This is a genomic window from Achromobacter sp. DH1f, assembly GCF_000633435.1.
Classification (GTDB): domain Bacteria; phylum Pseudomonadota; class Gammaproteobacteria; order Burkholderiales; family Burkholderiaceae_B; genus Achromobacter; species Achromobacter deleyi.
The window spans coordinates 126,094-150,385 of the sequence record NZ_AYMF01000008.1 but is presented as its reverse complement, the minus strand read 5'-3'; the positions used below and the strand labels follow the sequence as shown (position 1 = coordinate 150,385).

22 protein-coding genes are annotated in these 24,292 nt (G+C 65.6%); 10 read left to right on the top strand and 12 right to left on the bottom strand.

Annotated elements, in window-relative coordinates; genetic code table 11:
• Positions 1 to 65: 65 nt before the first annotated feature.
• Entirely contained in the window at positions 66 to 836 is a 771-nt protein-coding gene (locus U858_RS0107150) for an SDR family oxidoreductase (protein ID WP_025136484.1), read from the bottom strand.
• A 283-nt stretch (positions 837 to 1,119) separates the two neighbouring features.
• Here U858_RS0107150 and U858_RS0107145 point away from each other — a divergent pair, with 283 nt between their 5' ends.
• The 5 genes from U858_RS0107145 to U858_RS0107125 all read left to right on the top strand — a co-directional run bounded on the left by U858_RS0107145 (position 1,120) and on the right by U858_RS0107125 (position 6,105).
• Positions 1,120 to 1,842: a c-type cytochrome gene (locus tag U858_RS0107145; RefSeq protein WP_025136483.1), complete on the top strand. Its 723-nt coding sequence runs from the start codon at positions 1,120 to 1,122 to the stop codon at positions 1,840 to 1,842.
• A 5-nt stretch (positions 1,843 to 1,847) separates the two neighbouring features.
• Positions 1,848 to 2,786 (top strand): c-type cytochrome, encoded by a 939-nt coding sequence (locus tag U858_RS0107140; protein ID WP_369797645.1) that lies wholly within the window; start codon positions 1,848 to 1,850, stop codon positions 2,784 to 2,786.
• A gap of 119 nt (positions 2,787 to 2,905) precedes the next feature.
• Positions 2,906 to 3,538, top strand: coding sequence for a guanylate kinase (gene gmk / locus U858_RS0107135; protein ID WP_025136481.1), 633 nt, complete (start codon positions 2,906 to 2,908; stop codon positions 3,536 to 3,538).
• A 46-nt stretch (positions 3,539 to 3,584) separates the two neighbouring features.
• Positions 3,585 to 3,788: a DNA-directed RNA polymerase subunit omega gene (gene rpoZ, locus U858_RS0107130; RefSeq protein WP_006219679.1), complete on the top strand. Its 204-nt coding sequence runs from the start codon at positions 3,585 to 3,587 to the stop codon at positions 3,786 to 3,788.
• Positions 3,789 to 3,810: 22 nt separating this feature from the next.
• Complete coding sequence (locus U858_RS0107125) at positions 3,811 to 6,105, top strand: bifunctional (p)ppGpp synthetase/guanosine-3',5'-bis(diphosphate) 3'-pyrophosphohydrolase (protein ID WP_025136480.1); 2,295 nt, start codon at positions 3,811 to 3,813, stop codon at positions 6,103 to 6,105.
• Between the two features lie 166 nt (positions 6,106 to 6,271).
• On the opposite strand, the gene glnQ is transcribed toward U858_RS0107125, so the two are convergent.
• The 3 genes from glnQ to glnH all read right to left on the bottom strand — a co-directional run bounded on the left by glnQ (position 6,272) and on the right by glnH (position 8,565).
• Complete coding sequence (gene glnQ, locus U858_RS0107120) at positions 6,272 to 7,000, bottom strand: glutamine ABC transporter ATP-binding protein GlnQ (protein ID WP_025136479.1); 729 nt, start codon at positions 6,998 to 7,000, stop codon at positions 6,272 to 6,274.
• A complete protein-coding gene (gene glnP, locus U858_RS0107115) occupies positions 6,997 to 7,653 on the bottom strand; it encodes a glutamine ABC transporter permease GlnP (RefSeq protein WP_025136478.1) in 657 nt (218 codons plus the stop codon). The genes glnQ and glnP overlap by 4 nt, the downstream gene beginning before the upstream one ends.
• A gap of 159 nt (positions 7,654 to 7,812) precedes the next feature.
• Positions 7,813 to 8,565 (bottom strand): glutamine ABC transporter substrate-binding protein GlnH, encoded by a 753-nt coding sequence (gene glnH / locus U858_RS0107110; RefSeq protein WP_025136477.1) that lies wholly within the window; start codon positions 8,563 to 8,565, stop codon positions 7,813 to 7,815.
• 164 nt (positions 8,566 to 8,729) lie between these two features.
• On the opposite strand from glnH, the gene U858_RS0107105 reads away from it, so the two are divergent.
• Positions 8,730 to 9,791 carry a C45 family peptidase gene (locus U858_RS0107105; RefSeq protein WP_025136476.1) on the top strand — a complete coding sequence of 354 codons (1,062 nt, stop codon included), beginning with the start codon at positions 8,730 to 8,732 and terminating at the stop codon, positions 9,789 to 9,791.
• A gap of 73 nt (positions 9,792 to 9,864) precedes the next feature.
• Here U858_RS0107105 and U858_RS0107100 read toward each other — a convergent pair whose 3' ends face one another.
• The 3 genes from U858_RS0107100 to nudC all read right to left on the bottom strand — a co-directional run bounded on the left by U858_RS0107100 (position 9,865) and on the right by nudC (position 15,007).
• Complete coding sequence (locus U858_RS0107100; protein WP_025136475.1) at positions 9,865 to 13,488, bottom strand: hydantoinase B/oxoprolinase family protein; 3,624 nt, start codon at positions 13,486 to 13,488, stop codon at positions 9,865 to 9,867.
• Between the two features lie 81 nt (positions 13,489 to 13,569).
• Positions 13,570 to 14,079 carry a winged helix DNA-binding protein gene (locus U858_RS0107095; protein ID WP_006388202.1) on the bottom strand — a complete coding sequence of 170 codons (510 nt, stop codon included), beginning with the start codon at positions 14,077 to 14,079 and terminating at the stop codon, positions 13,570 to 13,572.
• A 157-nt stretch (positions 14,080 to 14,236) separates the two neighbouring features.
• Positions 14,237 to 15,007: an NAD(+) diphosphatase gene (gene nudC, locus U858_RS0107090; protein ID WP_025136474.1), complete on the bottom strand. Its 771-nt coding sequence runs from the start codon at positions 15,005 to 15,007 to the stop codon at positions 14,237 to 14,239.
• A 277-nt stretch (positions 15,008 to 15,284) separates the two neighbouring features.
• On the opposite strand from nudC, the gene U858_RS0107085 reads away from it, so the two are divergent.
• The 4 genes from U858_RS0107085 to U858_RS0107070 all read left to right on the top strand — a co-directional run bounded on the left by U858_RS0107085 (position 15,285) and on the right by U858_RS0107070 (position 19,468).
• Complete coding sequence (locus U858_RS0107085) at positions 15,285 to 16,259, top strand: TRAP transporter substrate-binding protein (protein ID WP_025136473.1); 975 nt, start codon at positions 15,285 to 15,287, stop codon at positions 16,257 to 16,259.
• A 7-nt stretch (positions 16,260 to 16,266) separates the two neighbouring features.
• Positions 16,267 to 16,767, top strand: coding sequence for a TRAP transporter small permease (locus tag U858_RS0107080; protein ID WP_025136472.1), 501 nt, complete (start codon positions 16,267 to 16,269; stop codon positions 16,765 to 16,767).
• Complete coding sequence (locus U858_RS0107075) at positions 16,760 to 18,061, top strand: TRAP transporter large permease (protein WP_025136471.1); 1,302 nt, start codon at positions 16,760 to 16,762, stop codon at positions 18,059 to 18,061. Before U858_RS0107080 ends, U858_RS0107075 begins: the two co-directional genes overlap by 8 nt.
• Positions 18,062 to 18,397: 336 nt before the next feature.
• Complete coding sequence (locus tag U858_RS0107070; RefSeq protein WP_025136470.1) at positions 18,398 to 19,468, top strand: porin; 1,071 nt, start codon at positions 18,398 to 18,400, stop codon at positions 19,466 to 19,468.
• Between the two features lie 141 nt (positions 19,469 to 19,609).
• Here the strand turns inward: U858_RS0107070 and U858_RS0107065 are convergent, their stop codons facing one another.
• The 5 genes from U858_RS0107065 to U858_RS0107045 are packed head-to-tail and all read right to left on the bottom strand — an operon-like array spanning position 19,610 to position 24,169.
• Positions 19,610 to 20,317, bottom strand: a complete 708-nt coding sequence (locus tag U858_RS0107065; protein WP_025136469.1) for an ABC transporter ATP-binding protein — start codon at positions 20,315 to 20,317, stop codon at positions 19,610 to 19,612.
• A 4-nt stretch (positions 20,318 to 20,321) separates the two neighbouring features.
• Positions 20,322 to 21,044 (bottom strand): ABC transporter ATP-binding protein, encoded by a 723-nt coding sequence (locus tag U858_RS0107060; protein ID WP_025136468.1) that lies wholly within the window; start codon positions 21,042 to 21,044, stop codon positions 20,322 to 20,324.
• Positions 21,025 to 22,014, bottom strand: coding sequence for a branched-chain amino acid ABC transporter permease (locus U858_RS0107055; RefSeq protein WP_025136467.1), 990 nt, complete (start codon positions 22,012 to 22,014; stop codon positions 21,025 to 21,027). The genes U858_RS0107060 and U858_RS0107055 overlap by 20 nt, the downstream gene beginning before the upstream one ends.
• 1 nt (position 22,015) lies before the next feature.
• A complete protein-coding gene (locus U858_RS0107050; protein ID WP_025136466.1) occupies positions 22,016 to 22,867 on the bottom strand; it encodes a branched-chain amino acid ABC transporter permease in 852 nt (283 codons plus the stop codon).
• Positions 22,868 to 22,912: 45 nt separating this feature from the next.
• Positions 22,913 to 24,169 carry an ABC transporter substrate-binding protein gene (locus U858_RS0107045; protein ID WP_025136465.1) on the bottom strand — a complete coding sequence of 419 codons (1,257 nt, stop codon included), beginning with the start codon at positions 24,167 to 24,169 and terminating at the stop codon, positions 22,913 to 22,915.
• Positions 24,170 to 24,292: the final 123 nt, after the last annotated feature.

Genomic DNA, 24,292 nt, shown 5'->3' with positions numbered 1-24,292 from the left:
TTTCTTGCGGCCGATAAAAAAAGCGCCCAGCGGGCGCTTTTTTTGCTGCCTTGCCAGGCGGCTGCCTAGCCACGCCCCACGAACGGCATGTTGGTGGCCATGATGGTCATGAACTGTACGTTGGCTTCCAGCGGCAGGCGGGCCATGGCGGCGACGGCCTGGGCGACGTGGGCGACGTCCATGCGCGGCTCGACCTTCGTGCTGCCGTCGGCCTGCAGGATGCCCGCCGCCATGCGCTCGGTCATCTCGGTGGCGGCATTGCCGATGTCGATCTGGCCGCAAGCGATGTGGTACTGACGGCAATCGAGCGAAATCGACTTGGTCAGGCCCGTCACCGCGTGCTTGGTGGCCGTGTAGGCGATCGAGAACGGACGCGGCGCATGCGCCGAGATCGACCCATTGTTGATGATGCGGCCGCCCTGCGGCGTCTGCGCCTTCATGACGCGGATCGCGGCCTGGGCGCACAGGAACATGCCGGTCAGGTTGGTGTCGACCACCTCGCGCCACAGCGCCACCGGCAGTTCTTCGATCGGCATCGCGGGCGCGCCGCGCCCGGCGTTGTTGAACAGCACGTCCAGCCGGCCGTATTCGCGTTGCGTGGCATCGAACAGCTCGCGCACCGCCTGTTCGTCGGACACATCGGTCGGCACCACCAACGCCCTGACGCCGTCTTCGCCCGCTGCCGTGCGGGTAGCCTCGAGCGGTTCGCGCCGGCGGCCCGCCAACACCACGCGATAACCCTGCGCCAGAAACTCCAGCGCCACCGCGCGGCCTATGCCGGTGCCAGCGCCCGTGACCAGGGCTACGCGCGGGGGGTCGATCTCGTTCGTGTGCATGGAATTCTCCTTGTTATCGATCGGCGAAATGCTACCCGAATCAATCTGGCCATGCTGCAAGCGAACGTTCCATCGTTCCCTGTCGGACGCCCTTGCCACGCAAGCAAATGAAACGGCGTGCGCCACATCAATCACGATGCGATGCCCTGATCTGTCACAACCTTTTATATAATTTCTGGAAATTAGCTTATTACCCAAAATCAATAACCGGACGGAGACCTCCTCCATGCCTTCACGGCCCCTGTCTTCATGGCCCCAGCCATTGCGGCCCCTGCCCATCCATTTGCAGCCCTTCTTTCTGCGATCCTGTACCGTCGCCCGCTGGGTAGGCGCGCTGGCCCTGGGCGCCAGCGCCTTGGCCAGCGCCCAAAGCGCGCCTGACGGCCAACAGATCAGCACCCAGGGCGCCAACGGCGCGCCCGCCTGTGTCACCTGCCATGGCGCCAAGGGCGAAGGCAATGCCGTCGCCGGTTTTCCGCAGCTGGCGGGCATGGGCGCCGCCTACCTGGCCGAGCAGCTCGACGCCATGGCCAATGGCTCGCGCGTCAGCCCGGTGATGGCGCCCACGGCCAAGGCGCTGAACCCCGCCCAGCGCCAGGCCGTGGCGCAGTACTACGCGCAGTTGCCTTCGCCGCTGAACATCGACCGCCTGGCCGCCACTGCACAACAGCCCGCCAAGGCCGACGATACCGGCGCCTGGCTCGCCAACCGCGGCGCCTGGGACAAGAACGTGCCCGCGTGCAATCAGTGCCATGGCCCCGGCGGCATCGGCGTGGGCGCCAACTTTCCCAGCCTGGCCGGCCAGCCTGCCGCCTACATCGCCGGCCAGTTGCGCGCCTGGCGCCAGGGTCAGCGTCCGCCCGGCCCGCTGGGCCTGATGCCCGCCGTCGCCACCCGCCTGACCGACGCCGAGATCGACGCCGTGTCCGCCTATTACGCCGGCCTGCCCAAGGCGGCCGACCTGCTTGCCGCGCAAGCCACCCCCGCCGCGGGAGCCAAGCCATGAATTCGATGTCCCGCCGACTCAGCCGCGCCACCGCCCGGCTCGCTGCGCTGACTCTGACCGCCGGCTTCGCCGCCACCGCTGCCCACGCCGCCGGTCCCGTCACCGACGCCCGCCCCGCCTTCTCGCCGCCCACCGCCGCCTCGCTGCCCGACAGCGAGTTCGGCAAGATCGTGCGCCAGGGCGAACAGATCTTCCTGCACACGCCGCAGAACGCCGCCAAGTTCGTCGGCAACGACCTGAACTGCGCCAGCTGCCACCTGGACGCCGGCCGCCGCGCGGATTCCGCGCCGATGTGGGCCGCCTACGTGCTGTATCCCGCCTACCGCGCCAAGAATGGCCACGTCAACACGCTGGCCGAGCGCCTGCAAGGCTGCTTTCGCTTCAGCATGAACGGCAAGGCGCCAGCCGCCGACGACCCTGTGCTGACCGCCTTGCAGACCTATATGTTCTGGCTGGCCAGCAAGGCGCCGACCGGCGTGGCGCTCAAGGGCCAGGGCTACCTGAAACTGCCTGCGCCGGCCCAGAAGGCCGATTACGTGCGCGGCAGCGAGGTCTACGGGCAGTACTGCGCCGTCTGCCATGGCGACAAGGGCCAGGGCCAGAAGAACGGTTCGCATTGGGTCTTCCCGGCGCTGTGGGGCCCGGACTCGTTCAACTGGGGTGCAGGCATGCACCAGATCGGCAACGCCGCCGGCTTCATCAAGGCCAACATGCCGCTGGGCCAGGCCGGCATGCTGAACGACCAGGAAGCCTGGGACGTGGCGTATTTCATGAACGCCCACGAACGCCCGCAGGACCCGCGCTACACCGAATCGGTCGCCAAGACCCGGGCCAAGTATCACGACTCGGACGACTCGCTGTACGGCCTGGAAATCAACGGCCACCTGCTGGGCAGCGACTCGCCCGCGCCGGGCGGAAAACTGGTGCAGGCGGCTGCCAAATAATCATCGACAGATAATCGCCAGCGTTCAACGCAAAATCGCGCGGCGCGGCGGGTTTTCCCCCTGCCGCGCCGCGCGATTTGCTATCCTTCGGGTCTCAGCATCACACGCACGTCATATTCATGCACGCCAACCCCGGAAATGTCTTCATGGTCGTCGCACCCAGCGGCGCCGGCAAGTCCAGCCTGGTCAAGGCCTTGCTCTCGCAAGATCCCGCCATTCTCCTGTCTGTCTCCTGCACGACCCGCGCCCCGCGCCCCGGCGAAGAAGACGGCCGCGAATACCGCTTCATCGGCGCCGACGAATTCAAGCAATTGCGCGAAGAACAGCGCCTGCTGGAATGGGCCGAAGTGCATGGCAATTTCTACGGCACCCCGCGTGATCCCATCGACGCCGCCACCCGCGAAGGCCGCGACGTCCTGCTCGAAATCGACTGGCAAGGCGCGCGCCAGGTGCGCCAGCGTTTTCCGGCCGCGATCGGCATTTTCGTGCTGCCGCCGTCCATCGAAGAACTCGAAAGCCGGCTCAAGGCGCGCGGCCAGGATGCCCCGCAAGTCATTGCGCGCCGCCTGATGGCCGCGGGGGGCGAAATCGCCCACGCGCCTGAATGCGAATATGTTATTATTAATCAAGAATTTAGCGTAGCCTTGTCGGAACTGACTCAAATCGTCAGCGCCGCGCGGCTACGTTTTTCGTCTCAGGCCGCCCGCCACGCTGAATTGTTTGCGCAACTCGGCATCCCGGCCGCGCACTGAAACGAATCCGCATTCTCCCTATCCTCCATCAGCACCAGGTGTCCTAATGGCTCGCATTACCGTCGAAGACTGTCTGAATCAGATCCCCAACCGTTTCAAGCTCACGCTGGCCGCCACGTACCGCGCCCGCGAGCTGGCGCAAGGCCATGCCCCGCGCCTGGACAGCAAAGACAAGCCCACGGTCACTGCGCTGCGCGAAATCGCAGGCGGCCTAACCGGCGTGGAAATGCTGCGTAAAGTTCCCACCTGATACTCTCCGGGGGGCGGCAAGCATGGCTTTTCCCGGGCTGAAGTACGCTTCATCTGGTCTGCTTGCCGCGCTACGTGCCGGCTCCCGTCTTGGGCGCCGCACGGGCAAGAAAGACAAGAATCCCTCCACGCCAGCATCCGTCGCCGCGCAAGAAGCGGCTGACGCGACCGCCTCGCCGGTCGCTTCGCTGGCGCCGCTGACCGAAATCATCGGCAGCTATCTCGACAAGAAAGATGTAGAACGCGTTCGCGAAGCCTATCGCTTCGCCGACCAGGCACACCTGGGCCAATTCCGCGCCAGCGGTTCGCCCTACATCTCGCACCCCATCGCCGTCACCGAAATCTGCGCAGGCTGGAAGCTCGACGTCAACGCGTTGTCCGCTGCCCTGCTGCACGACGTGATGGAAGACCAGGGCATCGCCAAGCACGAGCTGGCCGAAAAATTCGGCCCCGAAGTCGCCGAGCTGGTCGATGGCCTGTCCAAGCTGGACCGCCTGGACTTCGCCACCAAGGCCGAACAACAGGCCGAAAGTTTCCGCAAGATGCTGCTGGCGATGGCGCGCGACGTGCGCGTCATTCTCATCAAGCTGGCCGACCGCCTGCACAACATGCGCACGCTGGACGCGGTCAACCCTGAAAAGCGGCGCCGCATCGCCCGCGAAACGCTGGACATCTACGCGCCCATCGCCCATCGGCTGGGCCTGAACCTGCTGTTCCGCGAACTGCAGGACCTGTGCTTTGCGGCCATGTACCCCAACCGCTACCAGGTGCTGTACAAGGCCGTGCTGGCCGCGCGCGGCAACCGCCGCGAGGTCATCGGCAAGATTGCCGACTCCGTGCGTGCCGCGCTGCCGGCCGCCGGCATCGAAGCCGAGGTCACCGGCCGCGAAAAGACGCTGTACGGCGTCTATCGCAAGATGGTGGACCAGAAGAAGTCCTTCTCCGACGTGCTCGACATCTATGGCTTCCGGGTCATCGTGCACACGCTGCCCGAATGCTATCTGGCGCTGGGCACGCTGCACCAGCTGTATCGCCCGGTGCCCGGCAAGTTCAAGGACTACATCGCGATTCCCAAGGTCAACGGCTACCAGTCGCTGCACACGACGCTGGTGGGCCCCTACGGCACGCCGGTGGAATTCCAGTTCCGCACCCGCGACATGCATCACGTGGCCGAAGAAGGCGTGGCGTCGCACTGGCTGTACAAGGGCGCCGACCTGACCCTGAACGACCTGCAAAAGCGCACCCATCAGTGGTTGCAGTCGCTGCTGGACATTCAAAGCCAGACGGGCGATTCGGGCGAATTCCTCGAACACGTCAAGGTCGACCTGTTCCCCGACGCGGTCTATGTGTTCACCCCGCGCGGCAAGATCATCTCGCTGCCGCGTGGCGCGACGCCGGTCGACTTCGCCTACGCTATCCATACCGACATCGGCAACCAGGCCGTGGCGGCCAAGGTCAATGGCGAATTCGTGCCGCTGCGCACCGAGCTGAACAGCGGCGACACCGTCGAAATCGTCACCTCGCCCGCATCGCGCCCCAACGCCCAGTGGCTGAACTACGTGCGCACGGGCCGCGCGCGTTCCGAAATCCGCCACTACCTGCGCACGGTCAAGTACGAAGAATCCGTGGCCTTCGGCGAGCGTCTGCTGGGCCAGGCCCTGCAAGAACTGCACATGCCGCTGCCGGCCACCGACGATCCGGCCTGGCAGAAACTGGCGCGCAGCACCGGCGCCAGTTCACGCGAGGAAATCCTGGCCGACATCGGCCTGGGCAAGCGCCTGGCCGCCGTGGTGGCGCGGCGTTTTGCGCCCGAGCATCAATTGGTGGCCACCACCGCCGCCGCGGTGGACGAACTGACCTCGGCCCGCAGCGCCCCCATCCTGATCCAGGGCAACGAAGGCCAGGCGGTGCAGTTGGCCCCCTGCTGCGGCCCCCTGCCCGGCGACCCGATCATCGCCGGCATGCGCATGGGCCACGGCCTGGTGGTGCATACCGCCGACTGCCCGGTGGCCATGCGCCAGCGGCTGCGCGAACCGGAACGCTGGATCAACGTGGCGTGGGACACCCACACCGCCAAGCACCTGGCAACCCGCCTGGACATCGTCACCCGCAACGAACGCGGCGTGCTGGGACGGCTGGCCGCGGAAGTCACCGCAGCCGATGCCAACATCATGCATGTCACGATGCACGATGACGCGGTGTCCACGGTATCCCTGCACCTGACCATCCAGGTCGACAGCCGCAAGCACCTGGCCCAGGTCATCCGCGCCATCCGCCACGTGCCGCAAGTGCAGAAGATCGTCCGCGTGAAAGGCTGACGCGCACCGGCGCGGGCGATGCAACCCGCGCCGAGCCGCGCGGGCGGACACCTTCGGCGACATCATGACGACGGATGAAGGGGTGGCCTTGCCTGGCCGTTGAACCGGGGGCAAGCCAAGACGCGACAAACAGAAGCGCCAGACAAGGTCTGGCGCTTCTGCCCCTTCAGGCCACGTGCTGAAGGAAGTCTTTCAGGCGCTGGCTGGGCGGATTGTCCAGCAGTTCGGCCGGCGGGCCGTCGTGTGCGATCTTGCCTGCGTCGATGAAGATCAGGCGGCTGCCGACCTTGCGCGCGAACTCCATTTCGTGGGTCACCACGACCATGGTCATGCCCTCTTCGGCCAGGTCGCGCATGACCTTGAGCACCTCGTGGCGCAGCTCGGGGTCAAGCGCCGAGGTAGGCTCGTCGAACAGCATCAGCTTGGGCTTGATGGCCAGCGCGCGTGCGATGGCCACGCGTTGCTGCTGGCCGCCCGACAATTCGCCAGGATAGTGGTTCATGCGTTCGGCCAGCCCCACCTTGGCCAGCAGCTGCTCGGCCAGTTCGCGGGCTTCGTCGCGCGCCAGGCCGCGCGTGTGCACCGGGCCGAACATGACGTTCTGCAGCGCCGTCATCTGCGGGAACAGATTGAACTGCTGGAACACCATGCCGGCTTCGCGGCGGATCTCGCGCACTTGCGCGGCATCGCCCAGCACGCTCAGGCCATCGACCAGCAGGTCGCCGTCGTTGATGGTTTCCAGCACGTTGATGCAGCGCAGGAAGGTGGACTTGCCGGACCCTGACGGGCCCACCACCACCACGACCTCGCCCGCATCGATATTGAGCGAGATGCCATTGAGCACCATGGACTCGCCGAAGTTCTTGGTGACGTTATGAAATTCAACCATACTCATAGTATGCGCATCCTCTTTTCAATCAGGTGCAGGACCAGCGCCATCGTGCCCGTCAGGATCAGATAGACGATCGCGATCGCGGACCAGATCTCGACCGCGCGGAAGTTGGCGGCCATGATTTCCTGGCCTTGGCGAGTGAGTTCCGCGACGCCGATCACGATGAACAGCGACGAATCCTTCAGGCTGATGATGCACTGGTTGCCCAGCGGCGGAATCATGCGGCGAAACGCCACCGGCCCGATGATGTGGAACAGGATCTTGTGAAACGGCAGGCCCATGGCCTGGCCGGCTTCTTTCAAGCCCTTGTGCACGGACAGCAGCGAGCCGCGCACGATTTCCGAGATGTAGGCGCCGGAATTGATGATGAGCGTGACGATGGCCGCCCACTCGGCATCCACCCGGATGTTGGCCAGAAGCGGCAAGGCGAAATAGATGAACATCACCTGCACCACGATCGGCGTGCCGCGAATGACCGCGACGTACACCTGCGCAATGCCCGACAGGATGGGATGCCCGTAGGCCCGCGTCACGCCGGATAGCGCGCCCAGCAGGAAGCCGCCGAACAGGCCCCAGAAGGTGATCTTGATGGTCATTTGCGTGCCCACCCACAGGTTGGGCAACGCCTCTGTCACTACGTTCCAGTCAAAATCCACAATTACCCCTTAATAGCGTGCAACCGCGCCGCGGCATGAAGCAAATGCCGGGCGGCAAACGGCTCGGGGCCGCCCGCCGGGACCCGGCGCCACCGAAGTGGCGCCCAGGCCCCAGACTGCCGGGCGGCCCCGAATGCAGAATCAATCAAGCTTGAACGATCAGGGCTTCTTGCCGAACCACTTCTCGTAGATGGCGTCGTACTGGCCGTTGGCCTTCAGGGTGGCCAGCGCCTTGTTCACCTGCGGCACGAGGTCGCTGCCCTTGGGGAAAGCGATGCCGTAGAAGTCGCCGCTCTTGAGCGAACCCACCACCTTGACGCGGCCCTTGCCCGCCGTGTTGGCGTAGTACTGGACGTTGGGCGTGTCGTGCACGGCGGCGTCGACGCGGCCGGTGGCCAGTTCGAGGTAGGCGTTATCGATGTTGGGGAACAGTTTCAGCTTGGCGTCCGGCACCTGGGCTTTCAGGTAGTCCACCGTGGCCGTGCCGGTCTTGACGGCGACGGTCTTGCCAGCCAGGGACTTGGCGTCCTTGATGTCGCTGTTCTTGTCGCTGACCAGGATGGCCAGGCCGCTTTCGTAGTAGGGGTCGGAGAAGTCGATGACCTTCTTGCGGTCGTCGCGGATCGTGATACCGGCCAACGCGGCGTCGATGTTCTTGGTCTGCAGGCCCGGGATGATGCCGTTGAAGTCCATCGGCTGGAGCTTGTACTTCAGGTTCAGCTCTTTGGCGACAGCAGCCCAGAGGTCGATGTCGAAACCGACGTAGGTATTGCCCTGCTTGAACTCGAACGGGACGAAGGCGGTATCGGTGGCCACCACCAATTCCTTGCCTTGGGCGTAAGCGCCGGAAGCGGCGCCGAACATGGCCATGGACAGGCCGACCAAGGCGGCGGCGACTTTGCGTTTAATCATGAAACTCTCCTCTTGGGGACCCTTTGGTACCCGGGGTTGTAGTTGGGACATGATGCCGGTCACGCCGGGATCGCCGGAGCAACTTACGGCAAATCTTAACGCATCCGTCCCCACCGCAGAGAGCTTAGAAAAATTACAATCCGCATGACACCCGGAGAATCCCCATGCCCTACAAATATGTACGCATCGCCGGCAATCGCCGCCAGGTCGGCGTCGCCCTGGGCAAGCTCGCCCGGCCGCTGATGGCGGCCTATCTGGAACAGAATGGCACCTGGGAAGCCCTGCGCCCCTGGCGCGGCCACCGCTACCTGGATCAGCTGGGCCAATTCGCGCGTGACGCCCTGCCGGCCATCTGGGAAGAACTGGAAGGCCTGGCCGAGGGGTTGCGCATGCCGCTGGCCGACGTGCTGCTCTGGAATTGCCGCGGCGACCTGCTGCACAGCAGCACCGGCGACGGCTGCACGTCAGTGGCCCTGAAGGCCGCGGACGGCACCCGCTGGATCGGCCACAACGAAGACGGCGACCCCTATCTGTACGGCCGCTGCCACCTGGTGGACGTGGCGCTGGAAGATGCGCCGGGTTACCTCAGCTTCTATTACCCGGGGTCGCTGCCCGGCCACACCTTTGCCGCCAACCGCGCCGGCCTGGTGCAGACCATCAACAACCTGCGCACGCGCCAGCGCCACCCGGGCGTGCCGCGCATGCTGCTGGCGCGGGCGGTGCTCGATTGCACCACGCTGGACGAGGCCATCGCGCTGCTGCGCGATGCACCGCGCTCGGGCGGTTTTCACCATACACTGGGGTCGGCCGCCGACCCGCGCATCTTCAGCGCCGAGGTCGCGCCGGGCGGCGCCTCGTTCCTGGAAATCGGCACCCGCTACGGGCACGCCAACCACATGATCCACCAGGAAACCCGGGGCCAGGCGCAGATCATCACGGATTCCTCGCGCACCCGCCAGAACCGCATCGAAGGCATTGTGGATGGCTGGTCGCCGGCCACCGGCGGCGCCGAGCTGCTGGCGGCGCTGCACGACGCCAGCGGCGACCTGCCCATCCTGCGCACCGCCAAAGACGATCCGGACGACGAAAACACCCTGGCCACCGCCATTTTCGAGATCCGCGACGACGAAGTGACGCTGCGGGTCTACGACCGCAAGACGCGCGCCGATATCGCGCTGGACGTCATGACGGACCCCGACGACAAAAAAAAGCCCGATCCCGCATAAGCGAAATCGGGCTGTCGCGGACCCCATCGCGTTGGCGACAAGGTCCGCAGCCGACGGTGGCTACCGTCCGGGATCAGGCGGCGCCGTAGCCGCCGCCCCCGGGTGTTTCCACCACGAACACGTCGCCCGGTTGCAACTGGGCGCTGTCCTGCGGACCCAGTTCCTCGATCGAGCCATCCAGCCGCTCGACGTAGTTGCGACCCATGGCGGCGGGTTGTCCACCGGCCAGGCCGAACGGCGCGAAACGGCGGTTGTTCGACAGGATGGCCGCGGTCATGTCTTCCAGGAAGCGGATGCGGCGCACGCCGCCGTCGCCGCCGCGATAGCGCCCTGCTCCGCCCGAGCCATGGCGGATCTCGTACGATTCCAGCCGCACCGGAAAACGGAACTCCAGCACTTCGGGGTCCGTCAGGCGCGAGTTGGTCATGTGGGCCTGCACCACGGACGTGCCGGCAAAGCCTTCGTCGTGCGGACCCGCGGCGTCGATCTTCACCGGCCCGGCGCCCGTACCGCCCGAGATGGTCTCGTAGTACTGGTGGCGCGCGTTGCCGAAGGTGAAGTTGTTCATCGTGCCCTGGCTGGAGGCCAGCACGCCCAGCGCGCCGTACAGCGCGTTGACGATGCACATGGACGTTTCGACGTTGCCCGCCACCACCGAGGCCGGCGGGTTCGGACGCAGCATCGAGCCTTCCGGCAGGATGATCGACAGCGGCACGAGGCAACCGTCGTTCAGCGGGATGTCGTCGTTGACCAGGGTGCGGAACACATACAGCACCGCGGCCACCGCGATGGCGCCCGGGGCGTTGAAGTTGTTGTCCAGCTGCGGCGACGTACCGGTGAAGTCCACCACGGCGCTGCGCGCCTGGTTGTCCACCCGCACGGCCACCCGGATCACTGCGCCGTTGTCCAGCGGGTACTCGTAGCTGCCGTCCTTGAGCACCGAAATCACGCGGCGCACGGCCTCTTCGGCGTTGTCCTGCACGTGGCCCATGTAGGCCCGCACCACGTCCAGCCCGAAGTGGTCGCACATGCGCAGCAATTCCTGCACGCCCTTTTCGTTGGCGGCGATCTGTGCGTGCATGTCGGCGATGTTCTGGTCGGGATTGCGCGCCGGCCAGCGGCCCGAGCCCAGGATGTCGCGCGCCGCCTGTTCGCGGAATTCACCACCCTTGACCAGCTGGAAGTTCGTGAACAGCACGCCTTCGTCTTCCACCGTCTTGGAATCCGGCGGCATCGAGCCTGGCGTGGTGCCGCCGATGTCGGCGTGGTGGCCACGCGAACCGACGTAGAACAGGATATCGCTGCCCTTGCGGTCGAACACCGGGGTGATGACCGTGACGTCCGGCAAGTGGGTGCCGCCGTGGTACGGGTCGTTGACCACGTAGGCGTCGCCCGGCTGCATGCGGCCAGCGTTGGCATTCATGACCGTGCGCACCGATTCGCCCATGGACCCCAGGTGCACCGGCATGTGCGGCGCGTTGGCGATCAGGCGTGCCTTGGCGTCGAAAATGGCGCAGGAGAAGTCCAGGCGTTCCTTGATGTTGACCGAGTACGCCGTGTTCTGGAGGCGGTAGCCCATCTGCTCGGCGATCGACATGAAGAGGTTGTTGAAGACCTCCAGCATCACCGGGTCGGCCTGGGTGCCGATGGCGCGGCGCTGCGGACGCGCCTCGACGCGGCGAATCACGAAGTGATCCTGCGCCGTCAGCTCGGCCTGCCAGCCGGGTTCGACGACCGTGGTCTGGTTGGGCTCGGAAATGATGGCGGGGCCCGCCACCACGTCGCCGCCCGCCATGTCTTCACGCACGTACAGGGGCGTGTCGCGCCAGGCGCCGCCGCTGTACATCCGAACCGTGCGGCGCGCGGCCAGCGCGCTGTCGCGGGTGCGCGACGCGGGCGTTTCCGTGACGCGTTCGCCGCCGCCCGTGGCTTCGACCGAAATGGTCTCGACCACCAGCTCGCGGTTGGGCATCAGGAAGGAATAGCGCTGGCGGTAGGCCGCCTCGAAGTCGCGGCGGGCCTGCTCCAGGTCGCCATAGGCGACTTCCAGCGCGGTATCCGTGCCGCGGTACTTCAGGTGCAGGCGGCGCTGCACGCTGATGTCGCTGTCGGCCACGTGCTGGCGGCGCAGTTCGCCCACGGCCTGACTGGCCAGCGCGTCCAGCTCGCCGGCAAGTTCGCGCATCAGGTCGGCATCGAGCACCTTTTCAACCGTCTTCTGGCGCATGTCGGTCTGGTCGGCCAGGCCCATGCCGTAAGCGGACAGCACCCCGCCCAACGGATGCGCAAACACGGTGGTCATGCCCAGGGCGTCGGCCACCAGGCAGGCATGCTGCCCGCCCGCGCCGCCGAATACCGTCAGGGCGTATTCCGTAACGTCGTGGCCGCGCTGCACCGAGATGCGCTTGATGGCCTCGGCCATGTTGCCCACGGCGATTTCCAGGAAGCCTTCGGCCAGTTGTTCGGGCGACATGTCGCGCCCGGTGGCCGCGCGCACCTCGTCGGCCATGGCGGCAAAGCGCTGCGCCACGGCGTCGCGGTCCAGCGGCTCGTTGGCCTCGGGACCGAACACCTTGGGGAAGAAGTCGGGCTGGATCTTGCCGAGCAGCACGTTGCAGTCGGTCACGGCCAGCGGACCGCCGCGGCGGTAGCAGGCCGGGCCGGGGTTGGCGCCCGCCGAATCCGGGCCGACGCGCAGGCGCGCGCCGTCGAAATGCAGGATCGAGCCGCCGCCGGCTGCCACGGTGTGGATGCTCATCATCGGGGCGCGCATACGCACGCCGGCCACCTGGGTTTCGAACTCGCGTTCGAATTCGCCCGCGTAGTGAGAGACGTCGGTGGACGTGCCGCCCATGTCAAAGCCGATGATCTTGTCAAAGCCGGCCTGTTCGCTGGTGCGGACCATGCCGACGATGCCGCCGGCCGGGCCGGACAGAATCGCGTCCTTGCCGCGGAAGCGGTGGGCGTCGGTCAGGCCGCCGCTGGACTGCATGAACATCAGGCGGATGCCGGGCAATTCGCCGGCCACCTGGTCCACGTAGCGCTTGAGAATGGGCGACAGGTAGGCGTCGACCACCGTGGTGTCGCCGCGCGAGACGTACTTGATCAGCGGGCTGACCTCGTGCGAGGCCGATACCTGCGTAAAGCCCACCTCGCGGGCGATGCGGGCGGCGCGCTGCTCGTGTCCGGCGGCATGCCAGGCATGCATGAACACGATCGCGACAGCACGGATGCCGCTGTCGAATGCGGCCTGCATGTCGCGGCGCAGGCCGGCTTCGTCCAGGTCGCGGATCACTTCGCCGTCAGCGGCGACGCGTTCGTCGGCCTCGACCACGCTTTCGTACAGCATTTCGGGCAGCACGACGTTGCGGTCGAACAGGCGCGGACGGTTCTGGTAAGCGATGCGCAGACCATCACGGAAACCACGGGTAGTCACCAGCAGCGTGCGTTCGCCCTTGCGTTCGAGCAAGGCGTTGGTGGCCACGGTGGTGCCCATCTTCACGCATTCGACCTGCTCGGTCGGTACCGGCTGCCCGGGCGCGATGCCCAGCAGCTTGCGGATGCCCGCCACGGCGGCGTCGCGGTACTGCTCGGGATTTTCCGACAGCATCTTCGCGGTGGTGGTCGAACCATCGGGGCGGCGCGCCACGATGTCGGTGAAGGTGCCCCCACGATCAATCCAGAATTGCCACTTCATAAGTATCCTCGGGTACGGGAAGCCGCCGCGGCGCAGGCGTCACGGCGGGTTGCAGGTGCGGGGGCTGGCCCCGCGTATCGGTTATAGGGAGGTTGCCGCGCGAGCCGCCTGGTCATACAGGCCGGACAGCGCGCGCAGGGTGTGCGCCAGCTGGCGGCTGAATTCCAGGCCGCCCCCGCCCGGCGCATCCAGGCCGGCAGTCAGGCATTGCTCGCGGATTTCGCCGTAGCGCTTGATGATGGCCGCGCCTTCGGGCGTGACGCTGTAGAACACTTCCTTGCTGGCGCGTTCGCCCTTGACCACGCCCAGGCGGTCCAGCTTCTTGAGCGCGTAATTGACGATGTGGGTGTCTTCGACGTTGAGCGTGAAGCAGATGTCGGCCAGCTTCTTGGGGCGCTGGCGATGGAACACGTGGTGAAACACCATGACGTCGGTGGGCGTCAGGTCCGGCAGGCCCGCGGCCGCCATGCAGCGCACCGTCCAGCGGTCAAAGGCGTGGCTGGCGATCATCAGGCCGAATTCGACTTCGGACAGATCGGGCGCGCTGCCCCCGGCCAGGTGGGCCGACGAGGCAATCAACGTGGAGGTCATAGAGGCCGGGCTACAAGTTTATCTGTGCGAAATACTAATAATTTATCTATATTTCATCAATAAAAAATAAATCAGGGACGCAAAAAATCCCTCGTTTCGAGGGAATACCCTGAGAGGAAAGCGCGCGGCAGACGCGCTTTCCTGCCCTGCAAGCGCGCTACGTCGCGTCCCAACCGGCGGGCAAGTGCGCGCGGATCAGCGAACCGGCAATCGAGATGCGCGCCGCGATGTCAGGCATGGGGTCGCCCGGCCCGAACCAGCGCGCGTCGGCGATCTCGTCTTCCTGCACCCGGATGTCGCCGGACACGTAGTCGGCGGTGTAGGCCACCATCAGCGAATGCGGGAACGGCCAGGACTGGCTGCCGAAATACTTCAGGTTGCCGACCTTCAGGCCCACTTCTTCGTAGACCTCGCGGTGCACCGTCTGCTCGATGCTTTCGCCCGGCTCGACGAAACCGGCCAGCGCCGTGTAGCGCGACGCCGCGTTGGTGGTGTGGCGGGCCAGCAGGATGCTGTCGCCCTTGCGGATCAGCACCATCATCGCGGGCGAAATGCGTGGGTAGGCCGAAAAGCTGCAGGCCGGGCAACGCTGGCAGAACTCGCCGGCCACACGCACCGTGGCGGTGCCGCAGGCCCCACAGAAACGGTGCGTACGCGCCCATTCCGCGATCTGGTAAGCGCGGCCGGCCAGCGCCATGCGTTCGTCGTCGAATACGCCGAACAGCGAACGCAGTTTCTTGAAGGCATAGCCGTGCGGCGGTTCGACGCCCGGTTCGACATGGACCGTGCGAGCCGGCGATTCCGGCGCGGCCCAGACCGGTTGCAGCCCTTCGGCCGCCACGCCCGCCCGGACACAGGCGTCCAGGTCGGGCAATACGCTGGACGCTTCTTCGACCAGCAACTCATCACGACGGAAAACGAAATTCACACAAGCCTCTGCGGCACGATTCGACGTTGGAATCTTAGAAGAAAAACGCGCGCTGCGATGCATCGCGCAACGCCCTGTCTCAATGATTCAAGCTTCAACCATTCCGGCGTGACGGTCCTAGGAATTACCCGTAAATGCGTGATTCATGGAACTTTGTGACCGATTGGCAACATAGAATGGCTGCGCTTTCAGCTACGCGTCATGTTGCGCCGCGCTCTTTTTTTCGCAATGCCCGCCGGGCCCGGCCCGCCTCATCCATTTGCAAAGAAGGACCATCATGTTCAAGAAGCTCTCGCTGCTGACCGGCAGCCTCGCCCTGGCATTCAGCGCGGCCGCCCAGGCCCAGACCAAGTGGGACCTGCCCAGCGCCTACCCGGCCAGCAACTTCCACGTCGAAAACCTGACCACCTTCGTCAAGGACGTCGACACGCTGTCCGACGGCAAGCTCAAGATCACGCTGCACAACAATGCCTCGCTGTACAAGGCGCCCGAAATCAAGCGCGCGGTGCAAGGCAACCAGGCGCAGATCGGCGAGATCCTGCTGACCAACTTCGCCAACGAAGACCCGATCTACGAACTGGACGGCCTGCCCTTCCTGGCCACCGGCTACGACGCGTCGTTCAAGCTCTACCAGGCGCAGAAGCCGTTCCTGGAGAAAAAGCTGAACGCCCACGGCATGACGCTGCTGTACGCGGTGGCCTGGCCGCCCCAGGGCGTGTTCGCCAACAAGGACATCAAGCAGATCAGCGACATGAAGGGCCTGAAGTGGCGCGCCTACAGCCCGGTGACGGCCAAGATCGCCGAACTGGTCGGCGCCCAGCCCGTGACCGTGCAGCAAGCGGAACTGGCGCAGGCCCTGGCCACCGGCGTGATCGACTCGTACATGTCGTCGGCTTCGACCGGCTACGACACCAAGACGTACGAATACATCAAGAAGTTCTACGACACCCAGGCCTGGCTGCCCAAGAACGCCGTGATCGTGAACAAGAAAGCCTTCGAGGCGCTGGACCCGGCGACCCAGGAAGCCCTGAAAAAGGCGGGTGCGCAGGCCGAAGAACGCGGCTGGAAGCTGTCGCAGGAAAAGAACAAGTGGTACCAGGAAGAACTGGCCAAGAATGGCATGGAAACCATCAAGCCGACCGTCGAGCTCAAGGAAGGCCTGTCGGTGATCGGCAAGCGCATGCTGGACGATTGGCTCAAGAAGGCCGGCGCCGACGGCGTGGCCATGGTCGACGCCTACCGGAAGCAGTGATATCGCCATGCGCCGCTTACTAGATGGTCTTTACGGCGCGGCCGGCCTGTTGGCCGGCCTGTGCACGATCGGTGTACTGGTGTCGGTGCTGGCCGCGATCATCGCGCGCCAGCTCGGCCTGAACATCCCCGGCACGGATGCCTATGCCGGTTATTTCATGGCCGCGGCCGGTTTCCTGGCGCTGGCCAGCACGTTCAAGCACGGCGAGCACATCCGCGTGACGCTGCTCCTGAACGCGCTGTCGCCGGTCGGCAGCCGCCGCCTGGACATGTTTGCCCTGGGCATGGGCTGCCTGATGGCCGCCGCCTTCGCGTTCTTCAGCGTCAAGCTGGCCTACGACTCGTGGCAGTTCAACGACATTTCGACGTCCAACGACGCCACGCCGCTGTGGATTCCGCAGCTGAGCATGGCCGCGGGCACGCTCCTGTTCCTGGTCGCCCTGCTCGATGAGCTGGTTCGCCGTTCACGCGGCCTGGCCGCCGCCACCTCGCAGCAAACCCATGAATGAACTTCTCGTCATTGCCTTATTGGTCGTCTCGATCTTCGTGCTGCTGGGCTGCGGCGTCTGGGTCGGCCTGACGCTGGCGGGCACCGCCTGGATCGGCATGGAGATCTTCTCCAGCCGCCCGGCCGGCGACGCCATGGCCGTCACCATCTGGGGCGCCTCGTCCAGCTGGACCCTGACCGCCCTGCCCTTGTTTTTGTGGATGGGTGAAATCCTGTTCCGCACCCGGCTGTCCGAAGACCTGTTCAAGGGGCTGGCGCCGTGGCTGAACCGCCTGCCCGGCCGGCTGCTGCACACCAACGTCATCGGCTGCGCGATCTTCGCGGCGGTGTCGGGGTCGTCGGCCGCCACCTGCGCCACGGTCGGCAAGATGACCATTCCCGAGCTGACGCGCCGCGGCTACCCCGAGGAAAAGATCCTGGGCACGCTGTCGGGCGCCGGCACGCTGGGGCTGCTGATCCCGCCGTCGATCATCATGATCGTGTATGGCGTGGCGGCGGACGTGTCCATCGCCAAGCTGTTCATCGCCGGCATCGTGCCGGGCATTCTGCTGGCGCTGTTGTTCATGGGCTACATCGCCTGGTGGGCAATCCGCAATCCCGGCCAGGTGCCGGCGGCAGACCCCGACCTGACGCTGTGGGAAAAGCTGTCGCGCTCGCGCCACCTGATTCCCGTGATGCTCTTGATCGGCGCCGTGCTCGGTTCGATCTACACCGGCATCGCCACGGCCACCGAGGCCGCGGCGGTGGGCGTGGTGGGCGCGCTGATCCTGTCGGCGCTGCAGGGGTCGCTGAACCGCAGCACCTTCATGCAATCGCTGCTGGGCGCCACCCGGCTGTACTGCATGATCGCGCTGATCCTGGCCGGCGCGCAGTTCCTGACGCTGGCCATGGGCTACATCGGCCTGCCACGGGCGCTGGCCGAATGGATCGGCGGACTGGGTCTGTCGCAGTTCTGGCTGATCATGGCGCTGATGGTGTTCTTCATCATCCTGGGCTGCTTCCTGGACGGCATTTCGATTGTCGTGCTGACCATGGGCGTGCTGCTGCCCACGGTGCAGGCGGCCGGCATCGACCTGATCTGGTTCGGCATCTTCATCGTTTTCGTTGTGGAAATGGCACAGATCACCCCGCCGGTGGGCTTCAACCTGTTCGTGCTGTCGGGCATGAGCGGGCGCGAACTGCCCTACATCGCGCGGGCCTCGCTGCCGATGTTCTTCCTGATGATCCTGGCCGTGCTGCTGCTCTATGCCATCCCGGGCATCGCCACGTGGCTGCCCCTGCACATGACGCTGTAAGCGCTCCCTCCCCCCTCAAAACCCCGTTCTTGCAACGGGGTTTTTTTGGGACAATCGCAGGATTGTTTCAACAATCGTCTTTTTTGGATTTCTGTAAACCCAGGGAAAACGCCAAAAAGATAAAACAACAACACAACCCGTAACTTTTTTAGAATCCCCGTGGCGTTCTGGTTGCGCACCAAGATGGCGCATGAACGCACAAACGGCCAACGCTCCGGACCCGCGCCAACCCTGGCGTCGGTGCGACGGCCCAGCTCCAGGCGAACCGCCAGGCGCGACCAGCCGAGTCACAAGCCCGGCTCACGCTAAGAACAGAAACATCTAGGAGAAGCCTTCGTGAAACGCATCACCCTCTCTCTCGCTGCAGCCGGCCTCGGCCTTGCCGCCGGCGCCGCTTCGGCGGAAACCAGCGTGACCCTGTACGGTATCGCCGACGTCAGCATGCGCTACGTCAACACCAGCTCCGGCTCGACCGGCGTGGACGGCAGCCGCATCTCGATGGAAAACGGCGCCATCTCGAACAGCCGCTGGGGCCTGCGCGGCTCGGAAGACCTGGGCGACGGCAACCGCGCCTTCTTCCGCCTGGAGCAAGGCTTCAACGTGCAGAACGGTCGCGGTTCCGACACCAGCAAGACCTTCAACCGCCTGGCCTACGTGGGCCTGGACGGCGGCAAGATCGGCGCGCTGACCCTGGGTCTGCAAAACACGGTGATCCAGGACCTGATGGCGGACTACTTCGATCCGCTGACCGTCGGTAACTACAACGAAAACTCGTGGCTGCCCGCTGCCATGGGCCGCGTGCGCAACAACAACACCGTGCGCTACTCGAACACGATCGGCGACCTGGCCGTGATCGCGTCGTGGGCCAACGGTGACCGTTGGGACGACAAGAAGGCTGGCCAGCAAATGGGCATCAGCCTGCGCTACACCGCCGGTCAGCTCGGCCTGGGCGGCGCGTTCATGAAGACGTACCAAGGCACCGATTCCGACCTGCGCCAGCAAGTCTGGAACCTGAGCGCCTCGTACCAGTTCGAAAGCGCCAAGATCTTCGCCGGCTACTTCAATGGCCGCGACCAGACCGGTTGGGTCAACGCCGTCATGGGTGGCACCACCACCGCCCAGCTCGACCGCAAGGACAACGGCTACTTCGCCGGCGTGACCTGGCAAGCTACCCCGCGCTGGGCCATCACCGGCGCCGCCTACTACGACCAAAGCAAGAACGTGGTCGAAGACGGCGACAAGGGCAAGCGCTACGCCCTGGTGGCCGTGGCCGAATACGCGCTGTCCAAGCGCACCCAGGTGTACGGCACCGTCGACTACAACAAGGTCAACGATGCCGTCACCGGCGAAATCGCCGGCCGCACCAGCCAGATCGGTGCGGGCGTGGGCATCCGCCACATTTTCTAAGTCCTTCACCGGACTCAAGGCCTACCCCCGGCCGCATAGTGAAAAGCCCATCGCGTGAGCGATGGGCTTTTTTTCGTCTGGGGCCAGGCTCGAAATGCAGCCCCGGTCATGACCCGGGCTGCATTGCGGGTCACATTCCGGCTACATCCCCAGATACGCGCGGCGCACCTCATCAGACGCCGCCAGCTCGGCCGCATCGCCCGACAGCGCGATGCGCGCGCTTTGCATCACGTAGGCGCGCGCCGCCACTTCCAGCGCCTGGGCCATGTTCTGCTCGACCAGCAGCACCGACAGGCCATCGTCGCGGTTCAGCGCGGCCAGGGCGTCAAAGACCTGCTCGACCAGCAGGGGCGACAGGCCCAGGCTGGGCTCGTCGATCAGCAGCAACCGCGGGCCGCTCATCAGCGCGCGGCCGATGGCGAGCATCTGCCGTTCGCCGCCGGACATGGTGCCCGCCAGTTGCTCGCGCCGCTCTTTCAGGCGCGGGAACAAGGCGTAGACCTTCTCCAGCCGCTCCTGGTAGATGCGTTCGTCGCGCACGGTGTAAGCGCCCAGCCGCAGGTTCTGCTCGACCGGTTGGCGCGCAAATACCCGCGCGCCTTCCGGAATCATCGCGATGCCCTGCTTGACCAACTGGTCCGGCGGGGTGCCCGTGATGTCGCGCCCTTCGAAGACCACCCGGCCTTCCTTGGGCTTGACCGAGCCGATGATGGCCAGCAGCGTGCTGGACTTGCCCGCGCCATTGGCGCCCAGCAGCGCGGCGATCTCGCCCGGGCGCACTTCCAGGGACACGCCGCGCACGGCCTGCACGCCGCCATAGGCCACGCTCAGGTTCTCTACCTTCAACATCACTTCAGGCACGGTGCTTTCTCCCCAGATAGGCTTCGATCACGGCGGGATTGCGCACGATGTCCTGCGGCGCGCCTTCGGCAATCATCTGGCCGAAGTTCAGCACCAGCACCCGCTGGGCCAGCCGCATCACCACTTCCAGCACGTGCTCGACGATGATGAGCGTGACCCCGGCAGCATGAATGCCGCGCAGGATCTCCGCCAGCGCAATGGCTTCGGCCGGGTTCAGGCCGCCCGCCACTTCGTCCAGCAGCAGCATGCGCGGCTCGGTCGCCAGGGCGCGCGCCAGTTCCACCCGCTTCTGCCCCGCCACGTTCAGTTCGGCAGCCAGCGTGTTGGCGCGGTCGGCCAGGCCGACCAGTTGCAGCACCTTGGCCGAGGCGCGGCGCGCATCGGGCAGCCGCGGATGGCGCAGCAGCGCGCCGACCATGGCGTTTTCCAGCACCGTCATCTGGCCGAAGCTGCGCGGGATCTGGTAAGTGCGCACCAGCCCCATGGCCGCAACCTGCTCGGGCCGCCGACCGATCATGGATTCGCCGCCGAACGTCACGCTGCCCGAGGTGGGCTCGTGATGGCCCACCAGGCCGTTGAACAGCGTGCTCTTGCCCGCCCCGTTGGGGCCGATGATGGCGACGATCTCGCCCGCCTCGACCGACAGCGAGATGTCCTTGTTGGCGACCAGGCCGCCGAAGCGCTTGGTCAGGTCCTTAACGTCCAGCAGAGCCACGGCGCCTCCTCAATGTCACCAGACCGCCTGGCAGGAACAGGGTGACGAGCAGAATCGCCAGCCCGAAAATCAGCAGGTCCAGGCCCAGGCCCGAACTGCCCCACAGCACGCGCGTGCCTTCCGATAACGGCAACAGCACCGCCGCGCCCAGCCACGGACCGACCAGCGTGCCCACGCCGCCCAGAATGGCCACGAGCACCACCTGCACCGACATGGTCAGGCTGAACATCGATTCCGGATCGATGAAGCCCACATACATGGCGAAGAAACCGCCCCAGACCCCGGTCATGCCCGCCGACAGCACGAACGCCAGCATCTTGTAGCGGTCGGCCGGCACGCCCAGGCTGCGCGAGGCGGCCTCGTCGCCGTTGATCGCGCGCCAATAGAAGCCGATCTTGGAATGCACCAGGAAATAAGTCGCGCAGAACGTCAGGAACGCCAGCCCCACGGCGATCAGGTAGTACGGCACCTTGCTGCGAAACAGCAGCATCCAGGCCGCATCGCCGATCGGCGCCTCCAGGCCCACGGCCCCGCCCGCCCATTCCCAGTTGATCAGCAGCAGCAAGCCGATCTGCAGCAGCGCAATGGTGGCCATCGCGAAGTAATGACCGGACAGGCGCAGCGTGGGGCCGCCCACCAGCCAGGCCAGCGCCGCGCTGATCAGGCCGCCCAGCGGAATGCCGAGCAGCGGCGTGAGCTTCAGATGGTGCAGCAGCAGCAAGGTCGTATAGCCGCCCACGCCCACGAATACGCTATGGCCGAAGGAAATACGCCCGAGAAAGCCGCCCACCAGGTTCCAGCATGCGCCCAGCGCGCCGAACATGATGGCCAGCAGCAGCACCTGCAGCGTGAACGAGTCGGTGATCACCAAGGGCACCAGCGCCATCAGCACCGCCACGCCCAGGGCCACGGCCACCGGCCATTTCGGCACGCCCGAGGACGTGCCATCGATTTTCTGTGTCGTCGTCATGTCACCACCGCCCGAACAGGCCGCGCGGCCGGTACCAGAGAACCAGAATGAACAGGATGAACACGCTGACCGTCTTCAAGGCGGGCGCCACGAAGTAGCCCGTCATTGCCTCGATGATGCCGATCAGGATGCCCGCGATGAACGCGCCCGGCAGCGAACCGAAGCCGCCCATGCACACCGCCACGAATGCCAGCAGGCCGAACACCGTGCCCACCGACGGAAACACGTAGAAGAAGGTGGTCAGCAGCGCACCGGCAAGCCCCACCGCGGCGCTGCCCAGCATCCAGACCTGGGCGTTGACCCGGTCCGGCGAAATGCCCACCAGCGCCGCCACCTGGCGGTCTTCGGCGACCGCCTGCAGGGCATGGCCCCAGCGGGTGCGGTACACCAGGATGAACAGCGCCACGATCACCACCAGCGCGATCAGGCCGGTCACCACTTGCGGACGGCCCAGCGAGATACCCGCCAGCGTCACGCTGCCGGACACCATCGTGTCGGGCAGGCTGCGGTAGTCGGGGCTGAAGGCGATGAAGGCCAGCTGGCGCAGCACCAGGCCCAGCCCGAAGGTGGCCAGGATGACCGCCATGGCCGGGCCTTTCTGCAGCCGCTTGATGATCAGCGCATAGGTCAGGAAACCGACGAAGGCGAGGATGATGGCCACCAGCGGCGCGGACAGCGTGGGGTCGATATGCCCCAGGGTGTAGAGCCAATAGGCGGCATACATGCCGAGCATCAGGAATTCGCCGTGGGCGAAGTTGATGACGTCGGTGATGCCCCATATCAGCGCCAGCCCTACCGCCACCGCGGCGTAGATCAGGCCGTTGAACAGGCCTGCCGAGAGAGCTTCAAACATGGAGTGCTCCTGTGGCGGGCCCCCGCGGCCCGCCACGGCTGATGATTACTTCCAGGAGAACGGCAGCGTGGGCAGCGTCTTGTCGGTGCGGTACTTTTCCGGCCATACCGTCTGGTACGACGACCCCTTCAGTTCCAGGATCAGGCCCGAACCCTTGGTGTTCTGGCCCTTGTCGTCGAACTTCACGCCGGCCCAGGGCATGGCCACTTGCGACTCGCCCAGGTCGGTGGCGGCCAGCGCCTTGCGGATCGCTTCCGGATCGGTGGAACCGGCGCGGTTGATGGCGTCGGCCAGCACCAGCACGCCCTGCATCGAACGGGCGTTGTTGCCGTTCAGGTCCTTGCCGGTCTTGGCCTTGTACATGTCGTTGATCTTCTTCAGCCCGGCCTTGGCGGCGGCGACGTCATTGCCCCACACGTCGCGCGTCAGCACGCCCTGCACCTGCGGGCCCACTTCCTGCACGAAGCGCGAATCGATGAAGCCGGCGTCGTTGGCCAGCAGCACGGGCGGCGCGTACTTGCTTTCACGCATGGTGCGCACGAACAGCATGGCATCCGAGGTGTAGCTGGCGAAGATCGCCACGTCAGCCTTGGCCGCGGCCAGCTTCTGCACTTCGGCGGTCACCGAGGCCGAACCGGCGCTGTAGGCGATGTTGGCCACCACTTCGCGCTTGTACTGCTTGGCGAACTTTTCAACGGCCTTGTACGTGTTGACGCCGAAGTCGGTGTTCTCGTACACCACGGCGATCTTGGCCGTCGGCGTGTCCTTGATGGTGTCCAGGAACTGCATCATGTTTTCGACGAAGGTATCGTCGTTGGGCGAGGTGCGGAAGAACCACTTGTAGCCGCGTTCGGTCAGGTCCGGGCTGCTGGATTCGCCGTTCAGGTAGGGAATGCCGCGCTGCTCGGCGATGCGGCTGGCCGTCTTGGTCACGGCGGATTGGTAGGCGCCGGTCAGGGCCACCACTTTTTCCTGGTCGATCAGGCGCTGCGCATCCGCCAGGCCCACTTCGGGCTTGCCCTGCGAATCGCCGAACACCACTTCGATCTTGGCCCCGCCCAGGGCCGGCAGCCCGGCGCCCGCGGCCAGGGGAATGCCCTCGAGCTCGGGATGCGGGTTGTTGATGATGTCCACGGCCAATTCCACGGCCGCCTTGATCTCGGCGCCGGTGGACGCCAGCGCGCCGGACAAGGGATAGATCGCGCCGATCTTGACGGTCTTGACCTGCGCCTGGGCCGCAAGCGGCACGGCAGCCAACATCGCCAGACTCGCGGCGACACCCGCAATGAGCTTCATCTTCATTACTAGACTCCTGGAAAAATCCCACTGTGAAAGCAATGCAATATGCGGGGCGCACGGCCCCGGGCCCGGCGGTTCCGGGCTTGCGGCAACCCGCCACCCTCCGGCATGCCGGAAGGCGGTGGG

What these genes read in the sequence shown, in the direction of transcription:
- U858_RS0107095 (WP_006388202.1), bottom strand. Translation starts at nt 14,079, where the DNA reads ATGACCTCCACGTTGATTGCCTCGTCGGCCCACCTGGCCGGGGGCAGC.
- U858_RS0107075 (WP_025136471.1), top strand. Translation starts at nt 16,760, where the DNA reads ATGAATGAACTTCTCGTCATTGCCTTATTGGTCGTCTCGATCTTCGTG.
- U858_RS0107080 (WP_025136472.1), top strand. Translation starts at nt 16,267, where the DNA reads ATGCGCCGCTTACTAGATGGTCTTTACGGCGCGGCCGGCCTGTTGGCC.
- U858_RS0107100 (WP_025136475.1), bottom strand. Translation starts at nt 13,488, where the DNA reads ATGAAGTGGCAATTCTGGATTGATCGTGGGGGCACCTTCACCGACATC.
- rpoZ (WP_006219679.1), top strand. Translation starts at nt 3,585, where the DNA reads ATGGCTCGCATTACCGTCGAAGACTGTCTGAATCAGATCCCCAACCGT.
- gmk (WP_025136481.1), top strand. Translation starts at nt 2,906, where the DNA reads ATGCACGCCAACCCCGGAAATGTCTTCATGGTCGTCGCACCCAGCGGC.
- U858_RS0107050 (WP_025136466.1), bottom strand. Translation starts at nt 22,867, where the DNA reads ATGTTTGAAGCTCTCTCGGCAGGCCTGTTCAACGGCCTGATCTACGCC.
- U858_RS0107085 (WP_025136473.1), top strand. Translation starts at nt 15,285, where the DNA reads ATGTTCAAGAAGCTCTCGCTGCTGACCGGCAGCCTCGCCCTGGCATTC.
- glnH (WP_025136477.1), bottom strand. Translation starts at nt 8,565, where the DNA reads ATGATTAAACGCAAAGTCGCCGCCGCCTTGGTCGGCCTGTCCATGGCC.
- U858_RS0107045 (WP_025136465.1), bottom strand. Translation starts at nt 24,169, where the DNA reads ATGAAGATGAAGCTCATTGCGGGTGTCGCCGCGAGTCTGGCGATGTTG.
- U858_RS0107065 (WP_025136469.1), bottom strand. Translation starts at nt 20,317, where the DNA reads ATGTTGAAGGTAGAGAACCTGAGCGTGGCCTATGGCGGCGTGCAGGCC.
- U858_RS0107150 (WP_025136484.1), bottom strand. Translation starts at nt 836, where the DNA reads ATGCACACGAACGAGATCGACCCCCCGCGCGTAGCCCTGGTCACGGGC.
- U858_RS0107105 (WP_025136476.1), top strand. Translation starts at nt 8,730, where the DNA reads ATGCCCTACAAATATGTACGCATCGCCGGCAATCGCCGCCAGGTCGGC.
- U858_RS0107055 (WP_025136467.1), bottom strand. Translation starts at nt 22,014, where the DNA reads ATGACGACGACACAGAAAATCGATGGCACGTCCTCGGGCGTGCCGAAA.
- U858_RS0107140 (WP_369797645.1), top strand. Translation starts at nt 1,848, where the DNA reads ATGTCCCGCCGACTCAGCCGCGCCACCGCCCGGCTCGCTGCGCTGACT.
- U858_RS0107125 (WP_025136480.1), top strand. Translation starts at nt 3,811, where the DNA reads ATGGCTTTTCCCGGGCTGAAGTACGCTTCATCTGGTCTGCTTGCCGCG.
- glnQ (WP_025136479.1), bottom strand. Translation starts at nt 7,000, where the DNA reads ATGAGTATGGTTGAATTTCATAACGTCACCAAGAACTTCGGCGAGTCC.